The following is a 23544-nucleotide window of genomic DNA, read 5'->3' on the forward strand; positions in this document are numbered from 1 at the left end:
CGGCTTGATCGCCTCGACCTAACAGGAGGCGGGCATGAGCGGCGAATTGGTGCTTGTCACCGGCGGATCGGGCTTTCTCGGCGCCCACTGTATTATCGAATTGCTGAAGGGCGGGTATCGGGTGCGCACGACCGTGCGCTCCGCCAGGCGGCAAGCCGATGTGCTGGCCATGCTGAAGGCCGGTGGCGTCGAGCCGGACGACAGGCTCTCCTTTGCCATGGCCGACCTCATGAGCGACGCAGGCTGGCCGCAGGCGGTCGCCGGCTGTGACTATGTGCTGCATGTCGCCTCGCCATTTCCGCCCGGCGTGCCGAAGCATGAGGATGATCTGATCATCCCGGCTCGTGAAGGCGCATTGCGGGTGCTGCGGGCGGCGCGGGACGCTGGTGTGAAACGCGTCGTGCTGACCTCGTCCTTCGCGGCCATCGGCTACGGCAAGATGCCGCCTGACGGCCGGCCCTTCACCGAGGAGAGCTGGACCGATCCTACGGGCAAGGTCAGCGCCTATGTGAAGTCGAAGACGCTTGCCGAGCGCGCGGCCTGGGATTTCGTCGCCGCCGAGGGTGGCAGGCTGGAACTGGCGGTCGTCAATCCGGTCGGTATTTTCGGGCCGGTGCTCGGGTCGGACCATTCGACCTCCACCGAATTTGTCCAGCGCATGATGAACGGGGCCATGCCGGGACTGCCGCGCCTGTCCTTCGGCGTGGTCGACGCGCGCGACGTGGCCGACCTGCATGTGCGCGCCATGACCAATCCCGCCGCCAAAGGCCAGCGCTTCCTGGCGGTGTCAGGCGATTTCATGACCGTGCGGGAGATGGCGCAGACCTTGAAAACGCGGCTCGGCGATGCGGCGGCGCGCGTTTCGACCAGGCAGCTTCCCGATTGGCTGGTGCGGATCGTCGGGCTGTTCAACCCGGAAGCCGCGCAGCTGGTGACGGAATTGGGCAAGGTCAAGAACGCCACCAACGCCAAGGCGGTGCGCATGCTCGGCTGGGCGCCGCGCTCGCGCGAGGACGCGCTGGCTGCCACCGGAGAAAGCCTGATCCGGCTCGGCCTGCTCAAGAAGTAGCGCGGCGGCAGGAAGACCAGCCGCCGCGAAGTTTTCAGCCAGCCAGAGCGGCCTTGTTGGCTTCCAGAAACTGCTTCAGCGTCTGGGGCTTCCTGCCGGAAAGCGTTTCGACCGCGTCCGTCACCATTGCGATGCGGCCGGACCGCGTGTTGGCGTCGAAGGAAACGATGATGCGGGCGAAGTCCTCGGGAAGGCCCGCTGCCTTGACGCCCTCGGTCAGCGCCTCATCCGGCAACTGGATGACCTCCAGCGGCTTGCCGGTGACTTCCGTCACCAGAGTGGCAATCTCGCTCGTGGTGTAGGCGTGCGGGCCGGTCAGCGTGTAGATATTGCTCTCCTTTGTGCCGGATGCGAGACCTGCCGCGATCGCAGCGGCCATGTCGTCGCGGGCGCCGTGGGCGATGCGGCCATCGCCGGCCGAGGAGTACCACTTGCCGGATGCAATGGCGTGCGGCAGCGCCAGGAACAGGTTCTCCTGATACCAGCCATTGCGGAAGATGGTGTAGGGGATGCCGCTCGCCTTGATCGCCTGCTCGGTGCCGTAATGGTCGCCAGCGAACAGCACCGGCGAAACAGGTTCAGGATTGGGCATCGACGTATAAAGCAGATACGAAACGCCTGCTTTCTTCGCAGCCGCCACCGCCGCCTCATGCTGCTTCAGACGCCTGCCGGTTTTGAGATCGAGATCGCCGGTCGAGACGATCAACACGCGGTCGGCGCCGGCAAACGCCTTCTCCAGCGAAGCCGGATCGTTGAAGTCGGCCGCCCTGACGGTGACGCCAAGTGCCGCCAGGTCGGCGAGGTTCTCGGGGTCGCGCGTGGTGGCGATGATACTTGCCGGCGCGACTTTCTGAGCGTCCAGCAGATGGCGGATGACGGCGCGGCCAAGCTGGCCGGAAGCGCCGGTGACAAGGAGGGTTTCGGTCATGGGGAGGTCCTGATTTTGCGCCAGCATGGCGGGTGCGTACGTGGTCTCAAAAAGAGACCAGCACTAAAATAGGAATTGACCTGGTGCCGTAAAGAAGGCAGTTTTTCGGGAGGTAGGCACACGCAGGGAACCAGCCATGGACGGCAAGATCGTCAATCTGAAATCGAAGATCGAGATCTACAAAGCCATGACGGCCGGCGCCAATTTCGCCGACTGTCCGGTTCGCGACGTCATGCAGGGCGTCAACGGCAAATGGAGTCCGCTGCTGGTGATGGCGCTCGCGGAGAAACCCTATCGTTTTGGCGAACTGCGGCGGCTCGTTCCTGATATCTCGCAGCGCATGCTCACCCAGACGCTGCATGAACTGCAACGCGATGGCTACGTGCATCGCGAGGTGTTCCCGACCAGGCCGCCGAGCGTCGAGTACAGCCTCACCGATCTCGGGCGATCGATGTTTGGCCCCTTGTATCAACTCGTCCAATGGGCCGAGCTCAACCATGAGGCAGTGCGCGAAGCGCGCTCCGCCTTCGATGCAGCTCGGGCCTGAGCCTTTGCCGCCTCGACCAGTGGCTTGATTTAGCCTTGCCGCTGAAGGATTGTCCGGCCACTTCGGGTTGGGCGGGCAATGGAAAAATCTCTGGACATCGCGATAGCCGGCGCGGGGCCGGCCGGACTGGCAGCCGCGCTTTATCTCAAGCGCGCCGGGCACAGGGTCACCATCTTCGAGCGCTTCGAGGAGCCGAAGCCGGTCGGCTCCGGGCTGATCCTGCAGCCGACCGGCTTGACGGTCCTGGCCGAGCTCGGCCTGCTCGACGACATACTGGCGCTCGGCGCCCGCATCGATCGGCTGCATGGCGCCGATGCCTCGACCGGCCGCACCGTGCTCGACGTCCGCTACGACGCGCAGCGCGGCCGCCGTTTCGGCCTGGCGGTGCACCGCGCGGCCCTGTTCGGCGTGCTGTTTCGTGCCGCCCGGCGTGAGGCGATCACCATTGAAACCGGCGTCGAGATCGAGACCATGGAGGCCGGCGAACGGGTGATGCTGATCTGTGGTAATGAACGAAGGGCAGGGCCGTTCGATCTGGTCGTCGACGCCAGCGGTTCGCGATCGAAACTGCGGCAGTGCGTTGGCGCTGCGGGCGCGCCGCGCCCTCTGACCTATGGCGCGTTCTGGGCATCGCTCGATTGGCGCGGCGAGGGCTTTGACGAGCACGCGCTTCTACAGCGTTACGACAAGGCCAGCGTGATGATCGGCGTGCTGCCGATCGGCCGGCCGGAGCCCGGTGCCGAAAAGATGGCCGCCTTCTTTTGGAGCCTGAAGCCGGCCGATGCCGATGCGGTGCGCGCTGTCGGGATCGACGCCTGGAAGGAGAGGCTGGTCCGGCTGTGGCCGCAGAGCGAGGCGTACACCAGCCAGATCGACAGTTTCGACCAGCTCTCGCTGGCCCGCTACGGCCACCACACGATGAGGTTTCCCGCCGGCCGCAGGTTGGCTGTCATCGGCGATGCCGCGCATTCGACCAGCCCGCAGCTCGGACAAGGAGCTAATATGGCGCTGCTCGACGCGGCGGCGCTCAGCCATGCGCTGGCACGCACGCAAAGCGTCGAGGCAGCGCTTGAAACCTACGCCAAGGCGAGGCGCTGGCATGTGCGTGTCTTCCAGGCGCTGTCGCTGGCGTTCACGCCGTTCTACCAGTCGGATTCGGTCGCGCTGCCCTTCATCCGCGACAGGCTGGTGGCGACCATCGCAAAGATCTCGCCGGCGCCGCAGCTTCTGGCATCGATGGTCGCCGGCACGGTGATCGACCCGTTCAGGCAGGCAGGGCTTGCCGAGGCGCGGTGGCCGGATCGCTCCGGCGGATGAGGCTCGACAGAAATGAGCCCTTCGCTTGCAGGAAGGCATGCAGGCGCCGCGGATAGTCCGCCGCCACCGCGTGCTTGATCGACGGACGATCACGCAACGCCTGCCGCCAGGCCTGAACAAGCGGCTTGCCGTCCAGGATGCCGAAATCGCCGATCTGGTCGAAAGCGTCGAGATATCGGAAAACCGGCCCGTAGACCGCATCGACGAGCGAGAAGCTGTCGCCGGCGAACCATGGGCCATTCCGATCGGTGCCGTCAGCCAGTTCGGCCTCAAGGCGGTCAAACATGGCCGACAGCGCGCCGGATTCGGCAAGGAAGCCGGCCTCGGTCGGCGCTGAGTAGAACCGGCCGATGGCGTTGAGGGTGGCCGAGGCGAACTCGATCCAGGCACGATGCCGGGCGCGTGCATAGGGGTCCGCGGGATGAAGGGCGCTTGCCTGCGTCTCCTCGAGGAATTCGAGAATGACCGCGGATTCGAAGATTGTCGTCTCTTCGCCACTTCGCCGCACGCGCAGCAGCGGCACCTTGCCGAGCGGCGAGATCGCCTTGAACCAGTCCGGCTTGTCGGCGAGGTCGATGTCGACGCGCTCGAACGGCACGCCCTTTTCGGTCAGCGAGATCGCCGCGCGCTGGACATAGGGGCAGAGAGGATGGCTGACGAGGATGAGCTTGTCGGACATGATTTGCCTTTCAGTAGTTAATGCAATTGCATCTATATAGATGCATGTGCATTTATCGTCAAGCTTGATGCATCTGCATCTATCGCCTAGGGTGAGTCATGACAGAAAAAGCAACGCCTTCGCCGGAAGCCATCAAGGCCTGGGCTCGCCTGATGCGCGTTTCGCGCCAGCTGGTGGAGAGTGCTGAAGATGCGCTGAAGCAGGGCGGCCTGCCGCCGCTTGCCTGGTACGACGTGCTGCACGAGCTCGCCGAGGCGGGTGAGGGCGGCTTGCGGCCGTTTCAATTGATCGAGCGCACGCTGTTTGCGCAGTACAATATCTCGCGGCTGCTGGCGCGGCTTGAGGCAGACGGGCTGGTCGAAAAACTGCCGGTCGCCGATGATGGCCGTGGCCAAACCATCCGCATCTCGGCCAAGGGACGTGAGACGCGCCGCGGGATGTGGGCCGTCTACGGTCGGTCAATCGCCGAACTGGTTGGCGCCAGGCTCTCGCCGAACGAGCTGAACACGGTGTCGGCGCTGCTCGGCCGGCTGCGCCATCCCCCTGCCGGCGATTGAGGCTGGCCCGGTAAGATCCGACCGATGTCAGGCCAGATGGCTGCCCCAGAAAAAGGCCAGTGTCGCCAGCACGCCAAGGGCGACGCGAACCAGGTGCAGATTGCCCCATTTGACGATCAGAAGCCTGGCTTGCGGATTGTTGGCGCTGGCATCCATCGCTTCCAGCACCCTGTTGGTCGGCATCATTGCAATGAGCGTCCACGGCCAGGGCAGGATGATCAGCACCGCGCCGGCGAGAAAGGCAATGCCGCCGCTCAACCACCAGGCAATCAGGCCAAGAACGCAGGCGACGATGGCAATCGACGCCTGCATGGCGGCGCCGCGTTTGTAAGAAGGCTGCCATTCCTGCAGCAAAGCCCTGTCGTCAAGGCGAAGTCGGGCCGGCTGCTCGGCGACGCTGACGTAGATCGCGGCGCCGGCAAACACGGCTGATATGGTCAAAGCGAGCAATCCGATCAGCATATTTCTTCCCCCGCGGGCGGCCGACAGCGATGCCGCCCAGAGAGAAATAGGGCTTGCAAGGCTAGGTGCAATACGCCATAGAAGTGCCGAACCGTAACGTACGGTACGGCTTGCCAAAATGATTGGCTTGCCTGTCCGTGAGGGAAGAGCGTGTTGCACATCGTGCCCGATATCGACACCAGCGAGACGCTGACGGAGCGGCAGAAGGCCGTTCTGGATGCGGCGTTGCGGCTGCTGGTCGAGGAGGGCGATCAGCTGACCATGACCGCGGTGGCGCGGCGGGCGAGCTGTTCCAAGGAAACGCTCTACAAATGGTTTGGCGACCGCGACGGGCTGTTGACCGCGACGGTGCAGTGGCAGGCTTCCAAGGTGCGGGTGGCGCAGGTCGACGGCAAGGGGCTCGATCTTGCCTCGCTGGCATCAGGCCTGGAACGCTTCGCCTCCGATTGGCTGAGAGTGATTTCGAGCGACACCTCGATCGCGCTCAATCGGGTGGCGGTCGGCCATGCCGGCTCCGGTAAGGACAACCTCGGCGCGGTCGTGCTGGAGAACGGGCGCTTCGCCCTGGCCAAGCGGCTGAAGCCGGTGCTGGTGGCCGGTCGCCAGGCCGGGCTTTTGGATTTCGCGGATGCTGAAACGGCGTTCCGCACCTTTTTCGGGCTGGTCGCCCGCGACGTGCAGATCCGTCTGCTGCTCGGCGACCGGCTGGAATTGACTGAGGCGGCGATCGGCGGCGATGCCGTCCGCGCGACGCAGCAGTTTCTCGCTCTTTTCGGAGCAAAACCGGGCCGTAAGCCCTCTGACTTATAAAACGGGAAGGAAGACGAAATGCGTGTCTATTACGATCGTGATGCCGATCTCAACCTGATCAAGGGCAAGAAGGTCGCCATCATCGGCTATGGCAGCCAGGGCAGGGCGCATGCGCTCAACCTCAAGGATTCCGGCGCCAAGGAGATCGCCATCGGCCTCAAGGCCGGCTCGGCGACCGCCAAGAAGGTCGAGGCCGACGGGCTCAAGGTGATGAGCGTGGCCGATGCCGCCAAATGGGCCGACCTGATGATGATGGCGACGCCCGACGAATTGCAGGCCGACATCTACAAGAACGAAATCGCGCCGAACATCCGCGATGGTGCGGCGATCGCCTTCGCGCACGGCCTCAACGTGCATTTCGGCCTGATCGAGCCGAAGTCGACCGTCGATGTCGTCATGATCGCGCCGAAAGGCCCCGGCCACACGGTGCGCGGCGAATATCAGAAGGGAGGCGGCGTGCCGTGCCTGGTTGCCGTCAACCAGGATGCGTCGGGCAATGCGCTTGATCTGGCCTTGTCCTACGCCTGCGGCGTCGGTGGTGGCCGCTCGGGCATCATCGAGACCAATTTCCGCGAGGAATGCGAGACCGACCTGTTCGGCGAGCAGGTCGTGCTGTGCGGCGGCCTGGTCGAACTGATCCGCGCCGGCTTCGAGACGCTGGTGGAAGCCGGCTACGCGCCGGAGATGGCCTATTTCGAGTGCCTGCACGAGGTCAAGCTGATCGTCGACCTGATCTATGAGGGCGGCATCGCCAACATGAACTACTCGATCTCGAACACCGCCGAATGGGGCGAGTATGTCTCGGGCCCGCGCATCATCACTGCCGAGACCAAGGCCGAGATGAAGCGCGTTTTGAAGGATATCCAGACCGGCAAATTCACCTCGGAATGGATGCAGGAATACCGCGCCGGCATGTCGCGCTTCAAGGGCATCCGCCGCAACAATGACAGCCACCAGATCGAGGAAGTCGGCGCCAAGCTGCGCGCGATGATGCCGTGGATTTCCAAGAACAAGCTGGTCGACAAGGCCAAGAACTGAGCGAAAACCAAACTCGGTTGCATCCAACAAAAGGGCGGCGAGTGCCGCCCTTTTTCATTCTTGCCGCAAGGAGGCGCTAGGCGCTTGATCCATCCGGCTCGCCGTCGTCATCCAGCAAATCCATCAGTTTCCGCATTTCCACCGTCAATTGCTGATGCATTTCGGACAGTTGCTGGTGCCACTGCCGCGCTTGCTCGACGGTCGGCATCTCCTTCACCTTGATGATCTGATTGACGACGAACTGGCGCCCGTTCCATTGCTTTTCGACGGTCACGAACGGGTTGCTGTATTTCTTGTCGATGGTTTGCTTGCCTGTCGACGTGATCAGGATGATGTTGTTGCCGACACCGAACAGCCTGGAATCATAGTCGAGCGCCTTGGCTACGCCGTCATCGATCTGCTTCAGCAACATGTCGGCGACCTGGACGATCTCGGCCCATTTTTCCGGCGTCGGATCGGCTTCATATTCATCCATCAGGGGAAACAACCGGCCGCCCTTGAGGTCGAGCGTCTTGTTGACCTCCGCAACGACATCGCCCAGTTGTTTTTTCAGATCCTTGCGGCCTGCCAGCCAATCCTCGGTCACGCACTGATCCTTGTAAGGCTTCGTGCCGCTGGCACAGCCACCGAGTATCCAGACTGGATTGAGGGCAAGCACCGCCGCCACCCCGGCGGCCGCGACAAAGGGGATCCACTTCAGCGGCAGCCGCAGCAGGTTGAACCATGCCGGGGTTCCGCCACCTTGCATATCGACATCCGAGAACGTCACCTTCTCGCCGCGAACCAGAGGGATCCAGTTGGCCTTGACGAATTCGTTGGTGAAGTACTCGCTGTGCGTGATGTCATGGAAGCGGTCGCGGACATTGAACGTTCCGAAACCGTAGGTTCCGGTGGCGCCGTAACCCCAGGTGCCGGACTGCGCCAGCACCGGCCAGATGTCGCGCGTTCCGCATTCATTGATGATGGCGTTGCGCTTCTCCGGGCCACGTATCTGGTCTTCGACAGCGCGCCAGTCGAAATCTCCCGGAACCACCGAGCCGCACAGGATGACCCTGTCGAACCGGAAGTAGGGGTTCTGCAGGATCACCCGGGTCAGCGCATAGGTGCCGTAGCTGTGTGCAAAGACGATCAGCGGCCGGTCGCCATAGTGCTTGCTGACGCCTTCGATCTGCTGCCGCAGCTTCTCGATCGGGCCCGCCCGGCAGATGCCGAACGGACACCAGAACCGCAGCAGGTCAAAATAGCCGTATTTGATCGGAATGACGGTGGCGGACGTTTCGCTCTCGATCACCGAAGCGATCCGGTTCTGCCACCATGCGGCGGTCCTGATGCCATGAATGAGGATCACGACGGGCGCTTCGGACATTTCAGCCTACCCCCTCAAGCCGCAAAGTCTTGCGGGGGCGATAGTAATTGCAGTGACAAGAAAAGTTAAGTCCACCGCCTGTTATGAGCGTTCCTGCATCCGAATAGCTTTGTCCAGCGTGAAACCAAATGAAAACGGCGCCGCGATGCGGCGCCGTTCAGCATGCTCTGGCGATCGTGCTCAGCTATAGGGCGACCAGCACTGCTGGCGCGGGCCGTTGTAGGGCTGGAACGAGTTGTCCCAGGAACGATACGACCGGTAGCGGTTGTAGCACCATTGGACATGGGCGTTGGAAAGCCGTCCGGCTCGGTAGTAGCGGCGCGGCGGCGGCGCATAGTAGTCGTCGTTGTAGTAGTTGTTGTTGTACATGCTGCCGAGGCCGAGCCCCAGACCAAGGCCAAGGACTGCAGCGGCGCCATCGTCATAGCCACCGTGATAGTGGCGGCGGCCATGGCGCCAGCGCCAATCGTCACCGCCGCCGTTCCAGTTGCCGCCGTTCCAATTGCCGCGGTTCCAGTTGCGACGCCCGTCATGGCGGCGCCATCTCCAGTCGTTGTTCCAGTTGTTGTTGAACTCCCGGTTGTTGCCGCCCGCCCAGCTGTCGCGGACTGGGGTGACCGTTGGTGCCGCGGTGCTGGTGGGAATCGACAGGTCCGGCTGCAGGATCGGTCCGGCGGCGGACGGTGCCGTGATGCCGGAGACAATGCCGAGCGCAATCAGCCCGGATTTTACAGTGGAAGAAAAGAGCGAATTCATTGCACTCTCCAAGAGATACAGGCCCCACGCCTACCCTGGGATGAGGCCACTGTGGATCTTTACGTCTGAACGGCGGATGAACGGAAAGGTTCCGTCAACCATGGCGCGAATCCCTCCAGACCCAAGCGATCTTGGCTTGTGGCCCTGCGATCTTGTTTTCTCCAGCGCTTGCAGGCAAAGGTCAGGACATGTCGCTGCGCCTTGCCACCTTCAATGTCGAGAACCTGATGAACAGGTTCGATTTTTCCGGCTATCGCAACCAGCTCAACGAAGATCGGACGCTGGCGCTGTTCGATATCCAGAGCGAGGCCGAGTACAAGATGCTGGAGCAGGCCCGCGCCATCGCCCAGTCCGACGACACGCGCCAGCTGACGGCGCTGGCGATCGCCGCCACCCGCGCCGACATCATCTGCATGCAGGAGGTCGACAACATCGAGGCGCTGAAGGCCTTCGAATATGGCTATCTGTTCAAGATGGTGGGGCAGGGCTACCGGCAGAAATACACCACGTCAGGCAATGATTCGCGCGGCATCGATGTCGCCGTGATGATGCGCAACGAGACCGCGCAGGGCCAGCCGATCGAATTCGTACGCATGACCAGCCACGCCTACGTCACCTATGAGCAGTTCGGGCTGCACACGCCGGAACTGGCGGCGCTCGGCAACCAGGCCAATGAGCGCATCTTCCGCCGCGATTGCCTGGAGGTCGACATCACCGTCGGCGGCGTGCCGCTGACGCTCTATCTCGTGCACCTCAAGTCGATGGGCTCGCCGCGCAACGGGCTCGACGGACGCGAGGCGACTATGCCGGTGCGCATCGCCGAGGCCCAGGCCGTGCGCCGCATCATCGAGGAGCGCTTCGGTGGGGAGCATGCCGCCGACAAGCGCTGGGCGATCTGCGGCGACATGAACGACTACCGCCAGCGCGTGAAGATCGCCGGCGACGATGTCGACGGCTACCGTTTCGAGGTGGTCGACGAGAACCAGTCCTGCATCAATGTGCTGACGGCGGGCGGCTTCTGCGAGAACGTTGTCGAGCGGCGGCCGGAAATGAACCGCTGGACCTTCTATCACACGCGGGGGCCCGACGAGCGGCATCTCTGCCAGCTCGACTATATCCTGCTCTCCAAGGGGCTGGCGGCGAAGAACGCCACCGCGGTTCCCGACATCATCCGCAACGGCCAGCCCTGGCGCACGATCTTTCCGGCCGGCCAGGAGGTCGAACGCTTCCCGCGCGCCGGCTGGGACCGGCCGAAAGCGTCGGACCACTGCCCGGTGGTGATCACGCTGGACATGGCCTGAGCCGCATGAGTTTCGACCTGCCGCGCAATGTCATCCTGCCTGTCGATGCCATCGAGGTCCGGCTCGACTCCGGCCCGCATCCGTTCGCCCGTGACAACGAGCAGGCGATCACCGAGAACTGGCAGCGCGAGATTGCAGCCAATCCGGCGCTGTTCGACGGCACCGTGGTGCTGCTCTCGCAACTTGCCTGGCGCGACAACCGGCTCGTCGGCCGCTGTCATGCGGTCAACTACTCCACCTTCATGCTCTGGCGGAAGCGGCGCGAGAACTCCGGCGCCGAGCATGCCTATGCCCACGCGGTGCTGGTGGCCGGCGACAATGCGCTGGTGGCGATCCGCATGGGCCCGCGCACAGTCAACGCCGGCCGCGTCTACTTCGCCGCTGGCTCGTTCGAGCCGATCGATTTTCGCGATGGTCTCGTCGATGTCGATTTCAACATGATCCGCGAGGTGCGCGAGGAGACCGGCCTCGACCTGTCGGCGGTCAGGCGCGGCGAGCGCTGGCATGCTTTGTCGACCGCGACCGGCACGGTCATTTTCCGTCGCTATCATGTCGACGAGCCGGCCGATCAGATCGCGCGGCGGATCTCAGCCTTTGTCGCCACCGAGACCGATCCGGAGATCGAAGGGCCGGTGATCATCCGTCATGCCGCCGACCTGCCGGAGGGGCTGTCGCCGCACATGAAGCCGCTGATCGAGTGGCATTTTGCCGGCGAGGATTAGCGACGCGTCCCGTCCTGCGCCGCCTTGCGATCATTGCGGGCGGCGACGAAGAACAGGATAAAGCCGATGCCCAGCAACCCACCCATTGCCATCCCCATCGTCTGACCGACAACGGCCTGGAAATCCGATGTGACGCGGTCGGGATTGGCCATGCCGTAACGGGCGAGGTACCACCAGATGCCTGCAAGGAAGGCCTCGATGATCACCATCGCCAGGATTACGCGTGCCTTCTTGCTCATCCGTTGACCCTCGACCGGAGATGTCTTGCCTTAGCATCGTCGATCGCAGGACGACAGTGTGGCCTGTGCAGGCAAAGGTGCAAGTTGGGGATAGCCGTTGGTCGCGGTGAACCTGGCCATCCTCTACTCGTGCCGCAGCGCGTCGATCGGATCGAGCCTGGCGCCGCGCAGGGCGGGGAAGAAGCCGAACACCATGCCGATCAGTGCGGAGAAGCCGACGGCGAGCAGAATGACGGCCGGACTGGGCGCAAAAGGTATCGTCAGCGTCACCGAGGCAAGGCCGGCCAGGGCCAGGCCGATCAGGATGCCGATGATGCCGCCGAGCAGCGACAGCACCGTCGCCTCGACCAGGAATTGGATGAGGATATGTTTCTCGTGCGCGCCGATGGCGAGCCGGATGCCGATCTCGCGGGTACGCTCGGTGACCGAGACCAGCATGATGTTCATGATGCCGATGCCGCCGACCAGCAGGCTGACGCCGGCGACCGCGCCCAGCATGCCGGTCATGGTGGTGGTGGCGCTGGCCATGGCGTCGGCGATCTGCGTCATGTCGCGGATGCCGAAATCGCTCTCGCGGTCGGGCGTTATGCGGCGCGCATCGCGCAAAATGTCCTCGACGCGTGGCTGCAGCTCGCTGGTCGGCGTGCGGTCGTCGGCGGCGATGTAGATGTTGTCGATGTCGCGGTTGCCGGCGATGCGGCGCTGATAGGCATGCAGCGGCATCAGCACGACATTGTCCTGGTCCTGGCCGAAGCCGGTGTAGCCCTTGGGTTCGAGCAGGCCGATGATCTTGCAGGAGGTGCGGTTGACGCGGATGATCTCGCCTTCGGGGTCGCCGGCGCCGAAGAATTGCTGGCGCACCGTCTCGCCGATCAGGCAGACACCGGTGCCCGAGCGGGTTTCGGAATCGCTGAACGGGCGGCCCGACACCAGCTTCCAGTCGCGCGCGTCGAGATAGGCGCTGTCGGTGCCGGTGACGCCCGAGGTCAGGCTCTCGGTGCCGAAGATGACGCGCACCTGCTTCTGCGAAGCCGGCGAGATGGCGCGCGCGCCGGTCAGATGCGCAATCAGTGCTTCGAGGTCTTTTTCAGCCAGTGGGCGCACCACCTGGTCGAGCCCGCCCGGACCGCCGGGACCGGCCGGACGACCGGAGCGGACGACCAGCAGGTTGCTGCCGAGCTTGGAGATGTCGGCCTTGACCTTCTCGGTGGTGCCGGAGCCGATGGTCAGCATGGCAATGACGGCGGCGACACCGATGACGATGCCGAGCAGCGTCAGGAACGAGCGCAGCACATTGCGGCGGATCGAACGTAGCGAGAGGCGGACGGTTTCCCAGATCATGCCAGCTCTACCTTCATGGTGTCGGAGGCGACGTGGCCGTCGAGGAAGCGGATGGTGCGCTCGGCATAGCCGGCGACATCGGCTTCATGCGTGACCATGGCGATGGTCAGGCCAAGCTCGGTGTTGAGCTGGGTCAGCAACTCCATGATCTCGTGCGTGCGTGCGGTGTCGAGGTTGCCGGTCGGTTCGTCGGCGACGAGCAGCGTCGGCACTGGTGACGATGGCGCGCGCGATCGCCACGCGCTGCTGCTGGCCGCCGGAGAGTTCCGCCGGCGTGTGATGCTCACGGCCGACAAGGCCGACCTGCGCCAGCGCCTGCATGGCAAGGTCGCGGCGCTCGCGGCTGGCCACGCCACGATAGATCAGCGGCAGTTCGACATTTTCAGCCGCGGTGGTGCGGGCCAGCAGATTGTAGCCCTGGAAGACGAAGCCGACATAGAGGTTGCGCAGCATGGCGCGGCGGTTGCGGTCGAGCCGGCCGGCATCGACGCCCATGAAGGAATAGGTGCCAGCCGTCGGCGTGTCGAGGCAGCCGATGATGTTCATCGCCGTCGACTTGCCGGAGCCGGACGGACCCATGATGGCGACGAATTCGCCACGCCTGATGGCAAGGTCGACGCCGGCCAGTGCGTGCACGCGGGCCTCGCCCTGGCCATAGCTCTTCCAGACCTTGTCGAAGGCGATGAGGGCAGCACCCGCGGCCACGGAATCAGCTCCGCTGCTGCGAGGCGGTGATAACCTGCGCGCCTTCCTCCAGGCCGGAGGTGATCTCGGTCAGTTCGCCGTCGGTCGAGCCGATCTTGACGTTGATCGCATGCGGCCGGCCGTTCTCCAGCACGTAGAGCGTGCGCGAGCCATCGGTGGGGGCGGCTGCTGCCTGACGCTGGCGATTGCCGCCGGGACGACCCATACGGCCGGTGAACAGGTCGCTCAGGCTCCAGCCACGGGCCGCCTGCTGCGCCGGGCGGTAGCGGAAGGCGGTGGCGGGCACGGTGAGCACGCCCTTGGCTTCCCTTGTAACGACCGAAACGGTGGCGGTCATGCCGGGGCGCAGCAACAGCTCGTTGTTGTCGACCTCGAGCCGCGCATTGTAGGTGACGACGCCGTCTGTGGTGACCGAGGCATAGGAGATGTCGCGGATCTCGGCATCGAACGGCCGGTCCGGGAAGGCATCGACGGTGAAGCGCGCATGCTGGCCTGACTTGACGGCGCCGATGTCGGCCTCGTCGACCGCCGCCACCAGTTCCATATTTCTGAGGTCGGCGGCGATGATGAACAGCACCGGCGCCTGCAGCGAGGAGGCGACCGTCTGGCCGGGGTCGACCGAACGCGTCAGCACGATGCCGTCGATCGGCGCATAAATCGTGCTTTTGGCAAGGTCGGTCTGCTGCGCCTTGAGGTCGGCCTGGGCGATGGCGAGATTGGCTTGAGCACTGTCGAGCGCCGCCTTGGCGCGGTCGCGCGTCGCGGTTGCCGCCTCGAGCGACTGGTCCGTCGCCATGCCGCGCTTGGTCAAGGCCTCTGCGCGTACCAGCGCGCTTTCGTTCTCGGCCAGCGTCACCGTGGCGTCTTCGACATTGGCAGCGGCGCCCTTGGCGGATGCCTCGGCGCGTTCGATCTGGACCTCGAGTTTCACTGTATCGAGCGTCGCCAGCACGTCGCCCTTCTTCACCTGCTGGTTCTCATTGACAGAGACCGAACGGATGATGCCGGACAGTTCGCTGGATATGTCGACCTGGGTGAGCGGCTGCAGCGTGCCCGTCGCCGACACCTGGACGGTGAGGTCGGCCTTGGCCGCCGGCACGGTGGTGTAATCGATCTTGGCGGGTGTACCGGCATACCACTGATAGAGGCCGAGACCGGCTGCGAGCACGATCAGGGTCAGCAACGCATAGAGCCAGCCACGCCGGCGCGTCTTGCTCCGCCCCTTCTTATCGAGGCCGAGCGCCGTCTCGATGGCGGAATCCGATTCCGTCTTTGGCAGATTGACAATCTGGTCCACGTCGGACCCCTATGATGCGTAATGTCCCTATCTGTGCACAGATCAGGCTTACCAGTTCAAATATCAAATTAAATTTCGCCCATGTTGGGATTGAGGCAGGAATGCAAACCCGGAATTACTTGCTTTACGATGTGTTTACGACCGAGCGACTGGCCGGAAATCCGCTGGCGGTGGTGTTGGATTGCAAAGGTCTGGACACGGCCGCGATGCAGGCCATTGCGCGCGAATTCAATCTGTCCGAGTCGGTCTTTGTGCTGCCGCCCGACAATCCCAAGCACAAAAACCGCATTCGTATCTTCACGCCCGATTATGAAATGCCGTTCGCCGGCCATCCGACAGTGGGTTCGGCCATCGCGCTTGCCGAACTCTTCGGCGAGGGCGGGGCCGGCATCTTCGTGCTGGAAGAGAACATCGGACCGGTGCGCTGCGCCGTCAGCACGCATGATGGTGCGACCTTCGCCGAGTTCGATCTCGCCAAATTGCCGGAGCCGCTGGAACTCTCCGCCGATCCGCAGGCGATCGGTGCCGCCCTTGGGCTGGCACCGCATGAGATCGGTTTCGAGAATCACCGCGTCGCCTTCTGGTCGGCGGGCGTGCCCTATGTGACGATTCCGGTCGCCAATCTCGAAGCGGCGGGCCGCATCCGGCTGGACAACCAGGCGTGGTCGGAACTGGCGCCGCGCAAGAGCGACTGGGCCTTCGCCAGTCCCTATGTCTATTGCCGCGAGACGGTGAACCACGAAAGCGCCTTCCATGTCCGCATGATCGTGCCCGGCACGCCTTCCTATGAGGATCCGGCGACCGGCTCGGCGGCGGCGGCCTTTGCCGGCGCCATCATGCATTTCGACGGCCCGACGGATGGCATTTCACAGCTGTGGATCGAGCAGGGGCTGGAGATGGGGCGGCCGTCGCGCATCCGCCTCGAACTGACCGTGGAAGGCGGAAAACTGGCCTCGGCGCGCATTGGCGGCCATGCGGTGAAGGTGGCGGAAGGCAAGCTCTTCGTCTGATCGCATTGAGGCTTGGTCGATTTGTCGGGAAATGATTCCGGCAGGGCTAGACATGACCGATGGTGGCGGCTATATGCCCGCCAACGCCGGTTTTTGCCGGCCGAGTGGGTGCGTAGCTCAGTTGGTAGAGCAGCTGACTCTTAATCAGCGGGTCCACAGTTCAATCCTGTGCGCACCCACCAAATTCCTAGAAGACTTGGTGGAAAGACCCTGAAAGCGAGACGTTTCGCTGCCGTCCGTTGGCAGCACCGTTCGACTGCTATTGCACAGTTGGCCGGAGATAGGTGAGGATCGCCCGGGTTATGGCGATGACGCCGTCGACAGCTCCAAAGTCTGTCTTGCTTTTGCTGACCGTCCATTCCAACTCGGGAGCTTCCGGCAACTTAAGCGCCCGATTTATTCCCCAACCGGAGAGCATAAGGAGTTCAAAGGATGTCGGCTCGCCAAGCTCGTAATAGGGAAAGCGAAAATACAGCCAAACCGGCCCGCCATATCCAAGCTTGAAAGTCATGGTGACCGAAACATTGTGACCAAATCTGTCTTCAAAAGCTCCGCCAAAACTGAGGTCTCGGGCATCATAGCTATGCCATTGCCTCGTCAACCCTAGAGCGCTCCATGTCTTAAGGGTATGGGCTTTCAGTTCCTTGCGATTAGGGAATTTTGTCATTTCAGGCGTTAGACGGGTAGGCGGATCACTATAGCCACTTTCAGCTCTCCACTCTTCCGCAGCGTTGCGGAGATCTTCAAAAGTCTGGACGGTTTTCGAATCCGGTTGGTCAGAATCTGACCGAAATCCGCCACTGAGAAATCATCTCTCGCAGTTCTTCGAGCGTGTGGCCCGAGCGTTCCGCCCAATCCTCCGTAGCCAATATCCATGGTGAGTTGTATTTCAGGCCCGCAAAAGCTCCGATCTTTCGATCGAAGTCTCTGACAATCTGCGCGTAAATATCCCGAAGACCCTGTTTGGGGTCTCCGAATATCTGCGAGGGCTTATTCATCAGGTGTGATCCTGGCGTTGCGGCCTACTTCTCCGACACGCCAGCCTCGGCAAAGCTTGCCATCCTTGCGTGGCACTCCAGCGCCGAACGGACGATGTTGACGGCGAGGCAGGCGCCGGAGCCTTCCCCAAGCCGCATGCCGAGATCGAGCAGGGGCGGTAGGCTAAGCGCTTCGAGCAGGCCGCGATGACCCGATTCGGCCGAGACATGGGCGGCGATGGTGTGCGCGAGCCCTGTCGGGTGCAGCTTGGCCAGCGGGGCTGCGGCGGCGGTGCAGACGAAGCCGTCGAGCAGCACGGGTATGCCGAGATGACGGGCGGCCAGCGTGGCGCCGAAGATGGCGGCGAGTTCGCGGCCGCCGAGTGCTGCGGCAATGCCGAGCGGATCGGCAAGGACCGCGGCGTGACGCTTGAGGCCGGCTTCGATGGCGACCACCTTGCGCTTCAGGCCGGCGTCGTCGACACCGGTGCCGCGCCCGGTCCATTTCTCGGCACCACCGCCGAACAGCGCGGCTGAAATGGCAGCCGCCGGCGTGGTGTTGCCGATGCCCATTTCGCCGAAGCAGATGAGATCGAGGTCTTTCGTTACGGCGTCATAGCCAGCGGAGACGGCGGCCAGGAAGGCTTTCTCATCCATTGCCGGCACTTGCGTGAAATCGCCCGTCGGATGGTCGAGGTCGAGCGGGATGACATCAAGCTCGGCGCCGGCGATGCGGGCGAGCTGGTTGATGGCGGCACCGCCGCCGGCGAAATTCGCCACCATCTGCACGGTGACTTCCGAGGGGAAGGCCGACACACCTTGCGCGGTGACGCCGTGATTGCCGGCGAAGACGAACACTTTTACGCGGTCGAGTTTCGGCATGTCGCGGCCCTGCCAGCGCGCCAGCCACGCGGCGATGGTCTCGAGCCGGCCGAGGCTGCCTTGCGGCTTGGTCAGCGTGTCCTGGCGGCTGGCAACGGCCTTTGCAGCGGTATCGCTGCCGGCTGGCAGATCGAGGCAGGCGGCGCGCAATTCATCGAGGGATTTGAAGGGCATGGGGGCAAGGTCTCCGGAAGGGAATCAGGTCAAAGGGAATCAAGAGAGGGCTACGGAAGCGACGAGTAGCACCGCGATTTCGCTGACCTGCTGCAGGGCGCCGATCGTGTCGCCGGTCTGGCCACCGATCTGGTTGAGGCAAAGGGCGTGGAAGGCGGCAAAGAGCAGGCCGAGCAGGATCAGTGCGGCGATGGCGCCGCCGAGCCCAAGCAGCAGGAGCGGAATCGCGCCGAGCACGGCGCCGGCGATGGCTATTTCCAGCGAGACGGTGCCGGCGCCGGCCGAGAGGCCGTCGTCGCGCGCCGGGGGCAAGAGATGCATGAAGGCGCCCAGCACGCCACGCGAGGCCGCGTGGGCGGCAACAAGGGCAAAGAGAGCCTGCGTAGGGTCGACCAGTTGCGACAGCGCGCTCCAGCGGATCAGCAGCGACAGGGCCAGCGCCATGGCGCCATAGGCGCCGATGCGGCTGTCGCGCATGATCTCCAGTTTGCGGCCACGCGATTTGCCACCGCCAAAGCCGTCGGCGACATCTGAAAGCCCGTCCTCGTGCAGGCAGCCGGTGGTGATCACCGTTGCGACAAGGGCAAGGGCCGCCGCCGGGCCCATGGCAAGGCCGAACCGTTCCGCCGTGGCAAAGACGATCGCGCCGATCAGGCCGACGACAAGGCCGGCGATGGGTGCGGCCCAGATTGCGGCGGCAAGGTTGCGGCCGCGAAAATCGAAGACGGGCAAGGGCAGGCGGGTGAAGAAGACCAGGCAGAGCGCGATATCGCTAGGGATTTGGCGAGGCGAAAGGGTCAAGCTCCGGAGCTTGAGCCTGATCTTGTCCGAAAACCGGTCGCCATTTTTCGGCATCTTTTTCTAGCCCCTCGCGATGGCATGGAAGAAAGTGCCACTAACATGGCCGCGCCGGTAGCCGGAAGCGCCGATCGGATTGCCCTGGCCGTCGGCGAGGTCGGCCAAAGGCTCATCATTGCCGGTGGCCGTCATCTGCGCGTAGTGGAATTCGTGGCCACGGATCAGCGCGCCTTCCGAGCCCAGCGGGCAATCGGCACGCAGCCGTGCCTCGCGGTAGCCGAGGTTCATCTTGCGCTTGGCGAAGCTGGTGGCATGGCCAAGCAGGCCGAGCATCCTGTGCGTCTCGCCCGAGGCATCCTCCAGCGCTTCACCGAGCACCATGAAGCCACCGCACTCGCCGTGAATGGGCCTCGTCGCGGCGAAACGCGCCATTCCGGTTTTGAACGTCTCCGCCGCTGCGAGCTTGCCGGCATGAAGCTCGGGATAGCCGCCGGGCAGCCAGCAGGCATCGCACTCCTGGTCGGGCGCTTCGTCGGCGAGCGGCGAGAACGGAACGATCTCCGCGCCGGCCTTGCGCCAGTAAGCGGCGACATGCGGATAGAGGAAGGTGAAGGCGGCATCCTCGGCCAGCGCGATGCGTTGGCCCGGCGGTTGCAGCGCGCCGGCGAAGTCGCCGGGCGCCGGGGTGAGGGGCGTTGCCAACCTCATCACGGCATCGAGGTCGAGCGATTTCTCCACCATGTCAGCCAGCCGATCGAGATGCGCCATCAGATCATCATATTCGCCGGCCTGGACGAGGCCGAGATGCCGCTCAGGCAGGTTGAGGGTTGGGTCGCGTAAAATGGCGCCGACGACGGGCAGGCCGAGCGCTTCGATGGCCTCGCTGCACAGCTTGCGGTGGCGCTCGCTTCCCAGCCGGTTGAGCACGACGCCGGCCATGCGGACATCCGGATCGTAGGTGGCAAAGCCCTTGGCGACGGCCGCCGCCGTGGTCGATTGTCCGGAAACGTCGAGCACCAGCAGCACCGGCAGGCCGTAGAGCCGGGCGAGGTCGGCGGCAGAGCCGGTGCGGCCCGGCGCGGCCGGAATGCCGTCGAACAGGCCCATGGCGCTTTCAAGGATGACGAAATCGGTGTCGTCGGCCTGTTGCGCGGCCAGCGCATTGAGCAACGACGGAGGCATCGCCCAGCTGTCGAGATTGACGCCGGAAAGTCCGGTGGCCGCTGTGTGGAAGCCCGGGTCGATATAGTCCGGGCCGGATTTGGCGCCGCGCACTTTCAGCCCGCGCCGCGTGAGCGCGCGCAAAATGCCGATGGTGACGCTGGTCTTGCCCGAGCCGGAGCGCGGCGCGCCGATGATGATGGCGCGGGCCGTCATGCTTGCCCCGCCAGTGCCGCGCGCATGGCGACGATGCCGCCGACGACGATCAGCGCCGGCGAGGCGAGGCCCGCGGCTGCCGCTTCCTCGGCGATGGTGGCAAGCGAGGCGACGACAATTCGCTCCTGCGGCGTGGTGGCGGCGACGATTACCGCCGCCGGTGTTGACGGCGCCAGCCCACCGTCGAGCAGAGCGGCTGCGATGAGCGGCAGATTGGCCATGCCCATATAGACGACGACGGGCTGGCCGGTGCGGGCGATTGCCGCCCAGTCGATGTCGTCATCGGTGCCGGCAGCGTGGCCGGTGGCCAGGATCACCGCCTTGTTGATGCCGCGCATGGTGGCCGGGATGCCGGTGGCGGCCAGCGCGCTGAGGCCCGAGGTCAGGCCGGGCAGCACGCGGAAGGGGATATCTTCACGCGCCAGCGCCAAAGCTTCTTCGCCGCCACGGCCGAAAATATAGGGATCGCCGCCTTTCAGCCTGACGACACGGCGGCCTTCGCGCGCCAACCGCACCAGAAGGGCGGTGATGTCGTCCTGCTTCATTGATGGTTTTCCGCCGCGCTTGCCGGCAAAGAACAGCTCGGCATTTGCGGCAACCGCGACGACATCTGGCGAGACGAGCGCGTCGTAGACCAGCGCGTCCGCTTCGGCCAGCGCCGCCAGCACTTCCAGCGTCAGGCAGCCGGGGTCGCCGGGGCCGGCCCCGGCCAGCCAGACATGGCCCGGTTCAAGCGGGCGCGGCTTGAAGTTCAGCCGGGCAAGCGCCTGTTCGAGCGTGGCGTTTTCGCCGTTGGTTTTGGTGCTGCCGCTCACAATCCGTCCCGTCCGCGAAAACGCCGCTGGTAGTGGGCGTCGTACAATGAACTCTCGCCAAAGCCCTCCGCCGCCAGCGAGCGGCCAACGAAGATGATCGCCGTGCGCTCCATCGGATCGGCGGCAAGCTGTGCCTCGATGGTTTCCAGCGTTCCCGTCAGCACCCGCTCGTCCGGCCAGGAGGCGCGGAAGACGATCGCGACCGGGCAATCGCCGCCATAATGCGGCGTCAGCTCAGTGACGACGCGGTCGATGGCGTGGATGGCGAGATGAATGGCAAGCGTGGCGCCGGTGCGGCCGAAACCGGCGAGCGTTTCGCCGGGCGGCATTTTTGACGCACGGCCGGAGAGACGGGTCAGCACTAGGCTTTGCGCGACTTCGGGAATGGTCAGCTCGCGGCGCAGTGCGGCGGCTGCCGCTGCAAAAGAAGGGACGCCCGGCGTCAGTGTGTAAGGGATGCCGTGTTTTTCCAGCCGGCGGATCTGCTCGGCAACGGCGCTCCACACCGACAGGTCGCCGGAATGCAGGCGCGCCACATCATGGCCGGCCTTGTGGGCCTCCAGATAGGCGACCTCGATCTCGTCGAGCGACATCGGCGCGGTGTCGATGAGCTTCGTGCCCGGCGCGCAATGCTGCAGCAATTCGGGGGCGACGATCGAACCGGCGTGAAGGCAGACCGGGCAGCTTGCCAGGAGCCTGGCGCCGCGCAGCGTGATGAGGTCGGCGGCGCCCGGACCGGCGCCGATGAAATGGACGGTCATGACGCGTCTCCGCTGATAGCGATGGCGCAGGTGACCGGGCCGAGCACGGTGCGGGGTCCAAGCAGTTTTGCCCCGGCGCCAGCGACCGCAAGGGCTGACGCTTCGGAAACCGACGGCGTGCCGGCCAGTTCCTGCGAGAGGCTGGAGCTGCTGAGCGTCGCTGGCGAGGCGGCCTGAAGTGCTGCGTCATCGACGATGATGACCGGAAGGTTCAGTGCGCGGCCTGCGGCGGCGATTGCGTCTTCGTCCTTCTTGAGCGCGGCTGTTGCCAGCGCCGAAAGCGCAGTCATCGCCAGACCGTGCGCTTCGAGTGCGGTTTCAATCGCGGCAAGCACGTCTTCAACTCCAACGCCTTTTCGGCTGCCGATGCCCGCGACCATCATGGCTTCACCCAGCTCCATTGGGTGACCGGCATGGCAGGCCGCCATGCCTGCATCGAACCGACCGGAGACGCCCGGGAGATGTTTATCCGGGTAAGATCGCCACCGAGTTTCGTGTGCTGTGCGAGAAGCAGGGCTTCCATCTCCAGCGTCACCGCATTGGCGACCAAACGGCCGCCGGAGCGCAGCGCCTTCATAGCCGCCTTCAACACGCCGGTGTCACTGCCGCCGCCACCGATAAAGATCGCGTCCGGCGTGTCCAGTCCGGCAAGCGCCTTGGGCGCGCTGCCTTCCACCACGACAAGGCCGGGAACGCCACAGGTAGCGGCGTTATGGCCGATGCGGGCGGCACGGATCGGGTCGGCTTCGATGGCGATAGTGCGCATCAGGGGATGGGCCAGCATCCATTCGATGCCGATGGAACCCGAACCGGCGCCGATGTCCCACAACAATTCGCCACGCCTCGGCGCCAGCGCCGACAGGGTGATGGCGCGGATTTCGCGCTTGGTGATCTGGCCGTCATGGTCGAAAAGATGATCGGCAAGTCCGAACGCCAATGGCAGAACACGCGCATCCGGGCCGGATTCAACTTCGATCGCCAACACGTTGAGCGGATTGATGTTTTCGAGATCGAAGGCATCGGCGCGAGCCGTGCGCAGCGTTTCCTTTGGCCCGCCAAGTGCTTCCAGGACCGTCAGCCGCGAGGCACCGAAATCGAGTTCGGTGAGCAGGCGGGCAAGTGCTGCTGGCGCTTCGGCATCCGACGTCAACGCCAGGATGCGTGCGTTGGGCTGCAGCAGCGGCCGGATCAGGTCGAGTGGACGGCCGTGTAGCGAGACGGCCTCGATGTCCTGCAGCGCCCAGCCCAGGCGGGCGGCCGCCAGCGAAATGGCCGACGGCGCAGGGATGACGTGCATCGCTTGTGGCTTCACTTTGCGGGCGAGGGTCGCGCCGACCCCATGGAAGAAGGGATCGCCGGAGGCGAGCACGCAGACTTTGCTACCGGCAAGCGCCAGCACGTCGCTCATTTTCGCATCGAAAGGGACCGGCCAGGGGCAGGGCTTGCCCTTGGCGAAGGCGGCGACCAATGCCAGATGCCGCTTGCCGCCGAAGATGAACTCCGCGTCGGCGATCCGCTGCTTGGCCTCGTCGCCGAGACCGGCTAAACCGTCCTCGCCGATGCCAATCACAGTCAGCCATTTTGGTCTGGCGCCGCGCGGACCCTCAGCAGGCATG

The 23544-nt window shown here is 64.3% G+C and carries 26 protein-coding genes, 1 tRNA gene and 1 pseudogene; 10 read left to right on the forward strand and 18 right to left on the reverse strand.

Going from position 1 to position 23544, the window contains the following annotated elements:
* Positions 1 to 34 precede the first annotated feature (34 nt).
* Positions 35 to 1069: an SDR family oxidoreductase gene (locus tag AC56QX_RS19270; protein ID WP_497110039.1), complete on the forward strand. Its 1035-nt coding sequence runs from the start codon at positions 35 to 37 to the stop codon at positions 1067 to 1069.
* Between the two features lie 34 nt (positions 1070 to 1103).
* Here the strand turns inward: AC56QX_RS19270 and AC56QX_RS19275 are convergent, their stop codons facing one another.
* On the reverse strand, positions 1104 to 1997 hold the full coding sequence (locus AC56QX_RS19275) for an SDR family oxidoreductase (RefSeq protein ID WP_497110040.1): 894 nt from the start codon (positions 1995 to 1997) through the stop codon (positions 1104 to 1106).
* A 136-nt stretch (positions 1998 to 2133) separates the two neighbouring features.
* Here AC56QX_RS19275 and AC56QX_RS19280 point away from each other — a divergent pair, with 136 nt between their 5' ends.
* Both AC56QX_RS19280 and AC56QX_RS19285 read left to right on the forward strand, forming a co-directional pair.
* Complete coding sequence (locus AC56QX_RS19280; protein ID WP_497110041.1) at positions 2134 to 2544, forward strand: winged helix-turn-helix transcriptional regulator; 411 nt, start codon at positions 2134 to 2136, stop codon at positions 2542 to 2544.
* 78 nt (positions 2545 to 2622) lie between these two features.
* Complete coding sequence (locus AC56QX_RS19285) at positions 2623 to 3861, forward strand: FAD-dependent oxidoreductase (RefSeq protein ID WP_497110043.1); 1239 nt, start codon at positions 2623 to 2625, stop codon at positions 3859 to 3861.
* Here AC56QX_RS19285 and AC56QX_RS19290 read toward each other — a convergent pair.
* Positions 3809 to 4540 carry a glutathione S-transferase family protein gene (locus AC56QX_RS19290; protein ID WP_497110044.1) on the reverse strand — a complete coding sequence of 244 codons (732 nt, stop codon included), beginning with the start codon at positions 4538 to 4540 and terminating at the stop codon, positions 3809 to 3811. The genes AC56QX_RS19285 and AC56QX_RS19290 overlap by 53 nt on opposite strands.
* A 98-nt stretch (positions 4541 to 4638) precedes the next feature.
* Here AC56QX_RS19290 and AC56QX_RS19295 point away from each other — a divergent pair, with 98 nt between their 5' ends.
* A complete protein-coding gene (locus AC56QX_RS19295) occupies positions 4639 to 5097 on the forward strand; it encodes a MarR family winged helix-turn-helix transcriptional regulator (RefSeq protein ID WP_497110045.1) in 459 nt (152 codons plus the stop codon).
* A 27-nt stretch (positions 5098 to 5124) separates the two neighbouring features.
* On the opposite strand, the gene AC56QX_RS19300 is transcribed toward AC56QX_RS19295, so the two are convergent.
* Positions 5125 to 5559, reverse strand: coding sequence for an anthrone oxygenase family protein (locus tag AC56QX_RS19300; protein ID WP_497110046.1), 435 nt, complete (start codon positions 5557 to 5559; stop codon positions 5125 to 5127).
* Positions 5560 to 5709: 150 nt separating this feature from the next.
* Between AC56QX_RS19300 and AC56QX_RS19305 the strand changes: the two genes are divergently transcribed.
* Positions 5710 to 6369, forward strand: coding sequence for a TetR/AcrR family transcriptional regulator (locus AC56QX_RS19305; RefSeq protein ID WP_497110047.1), 660 nt, complete (start codon positions 5710 to 5712; stop codon positions 6367 to 6369).
* 18 nt (positions 6370 to 6387) lie between these two features.
* Positions 6388 to 7407, forward strand: a complete 1020-nt coding sequence (gene ilvC, locus AC56QX_RS19310; RefSeq protein WP_013531065.1) for a ketol-acid reductoisomerase — start codon at positions 6388 to 6390, stop codon at positions 7405 to 7407.
* A 76-nt stretch (positions 7408 to 7483) separates the two neighbouring features.
* On the opposite strand, the gene AC56QX_RS19315 is transcribed toward ilvC, so the two are convergent.
* Both AC56QX_RS19315 and AC56QX_RS19320 read right to left on the reverse strand, forming a co-directional pair.
* Complete coding sequence (locus tag AC56QX_RS19315) at positions 7484 to 8773, reverse strand: lipase family protein (RefSeq protein WP_497110048.1); 1290 nt, start codon at positions 8771 to 8773, stop codon at positions 7484 to 7486.
* 180 nt (positions 8774 to 8953) lie between these two features.
* Positions 8954 to 9529 carry a BA14K family protein gene (locus tag AC56QX_RS19320; protein WP_497110049.1) on the reverse strand — a complete coding sequence of 192 codons (576 nt, stop codon included), beginning with the start codon at positions 9527 to 9529 and terminating at the stop codon, positions 8954 to 8956.
* Positions 9530 to 9717: 188 nt separating this feature from the next.
* Between AC56QX_RS19320 and AC56QX_RS19325 the strand changes: the two genes are divergently transcribed.
* Together AC56QX_RS19325 and AC56QX_RS19330 are read left to right on the forward strand one after the other, a co-directional pair.
* Positions 9718 to 10830 (forward strand): endonuclease/exonuclease/phosphatase family protein, encoded by a 1113-nt coding sequence (locus AC56QX_RS19325; protein ID WP_497110050.1) that lies wholly within the window; start codon positions 9718 to 9720, stop codon positions 10828 to 10830.
* Positions 10831 to 10835: 5 nt separating this feature from the next.
* The gene (locus AC56QX_RS19330) at positions 10836 to 11552 is read left to right on the forward strand and encodes a hypothetical protein (protein WP_497110051.1); all 717 of its coding nucleotides are present in this window, start codon (positions 10836 to 10838) and stop codon (positions 11550 to 11552) included.
* Here the strand turns inward: AC56QX_RS19330 and AC56QX_RS19335 are convergent.
* The 4 genes and pseudogenes from AC56QX_RS19335 to AC56QX_RS19350 form a co-directional block, all read right to left on the reverse strand.
* A complete protein-coding gene (locus AC56QX_RS19335; protein ID WP_497110052.1) occupies positions 11549 to 11791 on the reverse strand; it encodes a hypothetical protein in 243 nt (80 codons plus the stop codon). The genes AC56QX_RS19330 and AC56QX_RS19335 overlap by 4 nt on opposite strands.
* Before the next feature lie 123 nt (positions 11792 to 11914).
* Complete coding sequence (locus tag AC56QX_RS19340; RefSeq protein WP_497110053.1) at positions 11915 to 13132, reverse strand: ABC transporter permease; 1218 nt, start codon at positions 13130 to 13132, stop codon at positions 11915 to 11917.
* Positions 13129 to 13837: pseudogene (locus AC56QX_RS19345) on the reverse strand (ABC transporter ATP-binding protein). Before AC56QX_RS19345 ends, AC56QX_RS19340 begins: the two are co-directional and overlap by 4 nt.
* A 4-nt stretch (positions 13838 to 13841) precedes the next feature.
* Positions 13842 to 15134 carry an efflux RND transporter periplasmic adaptor subunit gene (locus AC56QX_RS19350; protein WP_497110055.1) on the reverse strand — a complete coding sequence of 431 codons (1293 nt, stop codon included), beginning with the start codon at positions 15132 to 15134 and terminating at the stop codon, positions 13842 to 13844.
* A 101-nt stretch (positions 15135 to 15235) separates the two neighbouring features.
* On the opposite strand from AC56QX_RS19350, the gene AC56QX_RS19355 reads away from it, so the two are divergent.
* Together AC56QX_RS19355 and AC56QX_RS19360 are read left to right on the forward strand one after the other, a co-directional pair.
* Positions 15236 to 16144, forward strand: coding sequence for a PhzF family phenazine biosynthesis protein (locus AC56QX_RS19355; protein WP_497110056.1), 909 nt, complete (start codon positions 15236 to 15238; stop codon positions 16142 to 16144).
* A 106-nt stretch (positions 16145 to 16250) separates the two neighbouring features.
* Positions 16251 to 16326, forward strand: a tRNA-Lys gene (locus AC56QX_RS19360).
* 77 nt (positions 16327 to 16403) lie between these two features.
* On the opposite strand, the gene AC56QX_RS19365 is transcribed toward AC56QX_RS19360, so the two are convergent.
* The 9 genes from AC56QX_RS19365 to cbiE form a co-directional block, all read right to left on the reverse strand.
* Positions 16404 to 16811: a hypothetical protein gene (locus AC56QX_RS19365; RefSeq protein WP_497110057.1), complete on the reverse strand. Its 408-nt coding sequence runs from the start codon at positions 16809 to 16811 to the stop codon at positions 16404 to 16406.
* 109 nt (positions 16812 to 16920) lie between these two features.
* Positions 16921 to 17142, reverse strand: coding sequence for a hypothetical protein (locus AC56QX_RS19370; protein ID WP_497110058.1), 222 nt, complete (start codon positions 17140 to 17142; stop codon positions 16921 to 16923).
* A 24-nt stretch (positions 17143 to 17166) separates the two neighbouring features.
* A complete protein-coding gene (gene cobT, locus AC56QX_RS19375) occupies positions 17167 to 18177 on the reverse strand; it encodes a nicotinate-nucleotide--dimethylbenzimidazole phosphoribosyltransferase (protein WP_497110059.1) in 1011 nt (336 codons plus the stop codon).
* Between the two features lie 39 nt (positions 18178 to 18216).
* Positions 18217 to 19032, reverse strand: a complete 816-nt coding sequence (gene cobS / locus AC56QX_RS19380) for an adenosylcobinamide-GDP ribazoletransferase (RefSeq protein ID WP_497110060.1) — start codon at positions 19030 to 19032, stop codon at positions 18217 to 18219.
* Positions 19033 to 19038: 6 nt separating this feature from the next.
* Positions 19039 to 20352: a cobyrinic acid a,c-diamide synthase CobB gene (locus AC56QX_RS19385; RefSeq protein WP_497110061.1), complete on the reverse strand. Its 1314-nt coding sequence runs from the start codon at positions 20350 to 20352 to the stop codon at positions 19039 to 19041.
* A complete protein-coding gene (cobA, locus tag AC56QX_RS19390; protein ID WP_497110062.1) occupies positions 20349 to 21167 on the reverse strand; it encodes a uroporphyrinogen-III C-methyltransferase in 819 nt (272 codons plus the stop codon). Before cobA ends, AC56QX_RS19385 begins: the two co-directional genes overlap by 4 nt.
* Positions 21164 to 21928 (reverse strand): precorrin-4 C(11)-methyltransferase, encoded by a 765-nt coding sequence (cobM, locus tag AC56QX_RS19395; protein WP_497110063.1) that lies wholly within the window; start codon positions 21926 to 21928, stop codon positions 21164 to 21166. The genes cobA and cobM overlap by 4 nt, the downstream gene beginning before the upstream one ends.
* Positions 21925 to 22311 carry a cobalamin biosynthesis protein gene (locus tag AC56QX_RS19400; protein WP_497110064.1) on the reverse strand — a complete coding sequence of 129 codons (387 nt, stop codon included), beginning with the start codon at positions 22309 to 22311 and terminating at the stop codon, positions 21925 to 21927. Before AC56QX_RS19400 ends, cobM begins: the two co-directional genes overlap by 4 nt.
* The gene (cbiE, locus tag AC56QX_RS19405; RefSeq protein WP_497110065.1) at positions 22308 to 23543 is read right to left on the reverse strand and encodes a precorrin-6y C5,15-methyltransferase (decarboxylating) subunit CbiE; all 1236 of its coding nucleotides are present in this window, start codon (positions 23541 to 23543) and stop codon (positions 22308 to 22310) included. Before cbiE ends, AC56QX_RS19400 begins: the two co-directional genes overlap by 4 nt.
* Between the last annotated feature and the right edge of the window lies 1 nt (position 23544).

This window comes from Mesorhizobium sp. RCAM 06353 (genome assembly GCF_059683585.1).

Coding starts and splice junctions, on each gene's coding strand:
- AC56QX_RS19270 (WP_497110039.1), top strand. CDS start 35: ATGAGCGGCGAATTGGTGCTTGTCACCGGCGGATCGGGCTTTCTCGGC.
- AC56QX_RS19275 (WP_497110040.1), bottom strand. CDS start 1,997: ATGACCGAAACCCTCCTTGTCACCGGCGCTTCCGGCCAGCTTGGCCGC.
- AC56QX_RS19280 (WP_497110041.1), top strand. CDS start 2,134: ATGGACGGCAAGATCGTCAATCTGAAATCGAAGATCGAGATCTACAAA.
- AC56QX_RS19285 (WP_497110043.1), top strand. CDS start 2,623: ATGGAAAAATCTCTGGACATCGCGATAGCCGGCGCGGGGCCGGCCGGA.
- AC56QX_RS19290 (WP_497110044.1), bottom strand. CDS start 4,540: ATGTCCGACAAGCTCATCCTCGTCAGCCATCCTCTCTGCCCCTATGTC.
- AC56QX_RS19295 (WP_497110045.1), top strand. CDS start 4,639: ATGACAGAAAAAGCAACGCCTTCGCCGGAAGCCATCAAGGCCTGGGCT.
- AC56QX_RS19300 (WP_497110046.1), bottom strand. CDS start 5,559: ATGCTGATCGGATTGCTCGCTTTGACCATATCAGCCGTGTTTGCCGGC.
- ilvC (WP_013531065.1), top strand. CDS start 6,388: ATGCGTGTCTATTACGATCGTGATGCCGATCTCAACCTGATCAAGGGC.
- AC56QX_RS19315 (WP_497110048.1), bottom strand. CDS start 8,773: ATGTCCGAAGCGCCCGTCGTGATCCTCATTCATGGCATCAGGACCGCC.
- AC56QX_RS19320 (WP_497110049.1), bottom strand. CDS start 9,529: ATGAATTCGCTCTTTTCTTCCACTGTAAAATCCGGGCTGATTGCGCTC.
- AC56QX_RS19325 (WP_497110050.1), top strand. CDS start 9,718: ATGTCGCTGCGCCTTGCCACCTTCAATGTCGAGAACCTGATGAACAGG.
- AC56QX_RS19330 (WP_497110051.1), top strand. CDS start 10,836: ATGAGTTTCGACCTGCCGCGCAATGTCATCCTGCCTGTCGATGCCATC.
- AC56QX_RS19335 (WP_497110052.1), bottom strand. CDS start 11,791: ATGAGCAAGAAGGCACGCGTAATCCTGGCGATGGTGATCATCGAGGCC.
- AC56QX_RS19340 (WP_497110053.1), bottom strand. CDS start 13,132: ATGATCTGGGAAACCGTCCGCCTCTCGCTACGTTCGATCCGCCGCAAT.
- AC56QX_RS19355 (WP_497110056.1), top strand. CDS start 15,236: ATGCAAACCCGGAATTACTTGCTTTACGATGTGTTTACGACCGAGCGA.
- AC56QX_RS19365 (WP_497110057.1), bottom strand. CDS start 16,811: ATGACAAAATTCCCTAATCGCAAGGAACTGAAAGCCCATACCCTTAAG.
- AC56QX_RS19370 (WP_497110058.1), bottom strand. CDS start 17,142: ATGAATAAGCCCTCGCAGATATTCGGAGACCCCAAACAGGGTCTTCGG.
- cobT (WP_497110059.1), bottom strand. CDS start 18,177: ATGCCCTTCAAATCCCTCGATGAATTGCGCGCCGCCTGCCTCGATCTG.
- cobS (WP_497110060.1), bottom strand. CDS start 19,032: ATGCCGAAAAATGGCGACCGGTTTTCGGACAAGATCAGGCTCAAGCTC.
- AC56QX_RS19385 (WP_497110061.1), bottom strand. CDS start 20,352: ATGACGGCCCGCGCCATCATCATCGGCGCGCCGCGCTCCGGCTCGGGC.
- cobM (WP_497110063.1), bottom strand. CDS start 21,928: ATGACCGTCCATTTCATCGGCGCCGGTCCGGGCGCCGCCGACCTCATC.
- AC56QX_RS19400 (WP_497110064.1), bottom strand. CDS start 22,311: ATGATGGTCGCGGGCATCGGCAGCCGAAAAGGCGTTGGAGTTGAAGAC.
- cbiE (WP_497110065.1), bottom strand. CDS start 23,543: ATGCCTGCTGAGGGTCCGCGCGGCGCCAGACCAAAATGGCTGACTGTG.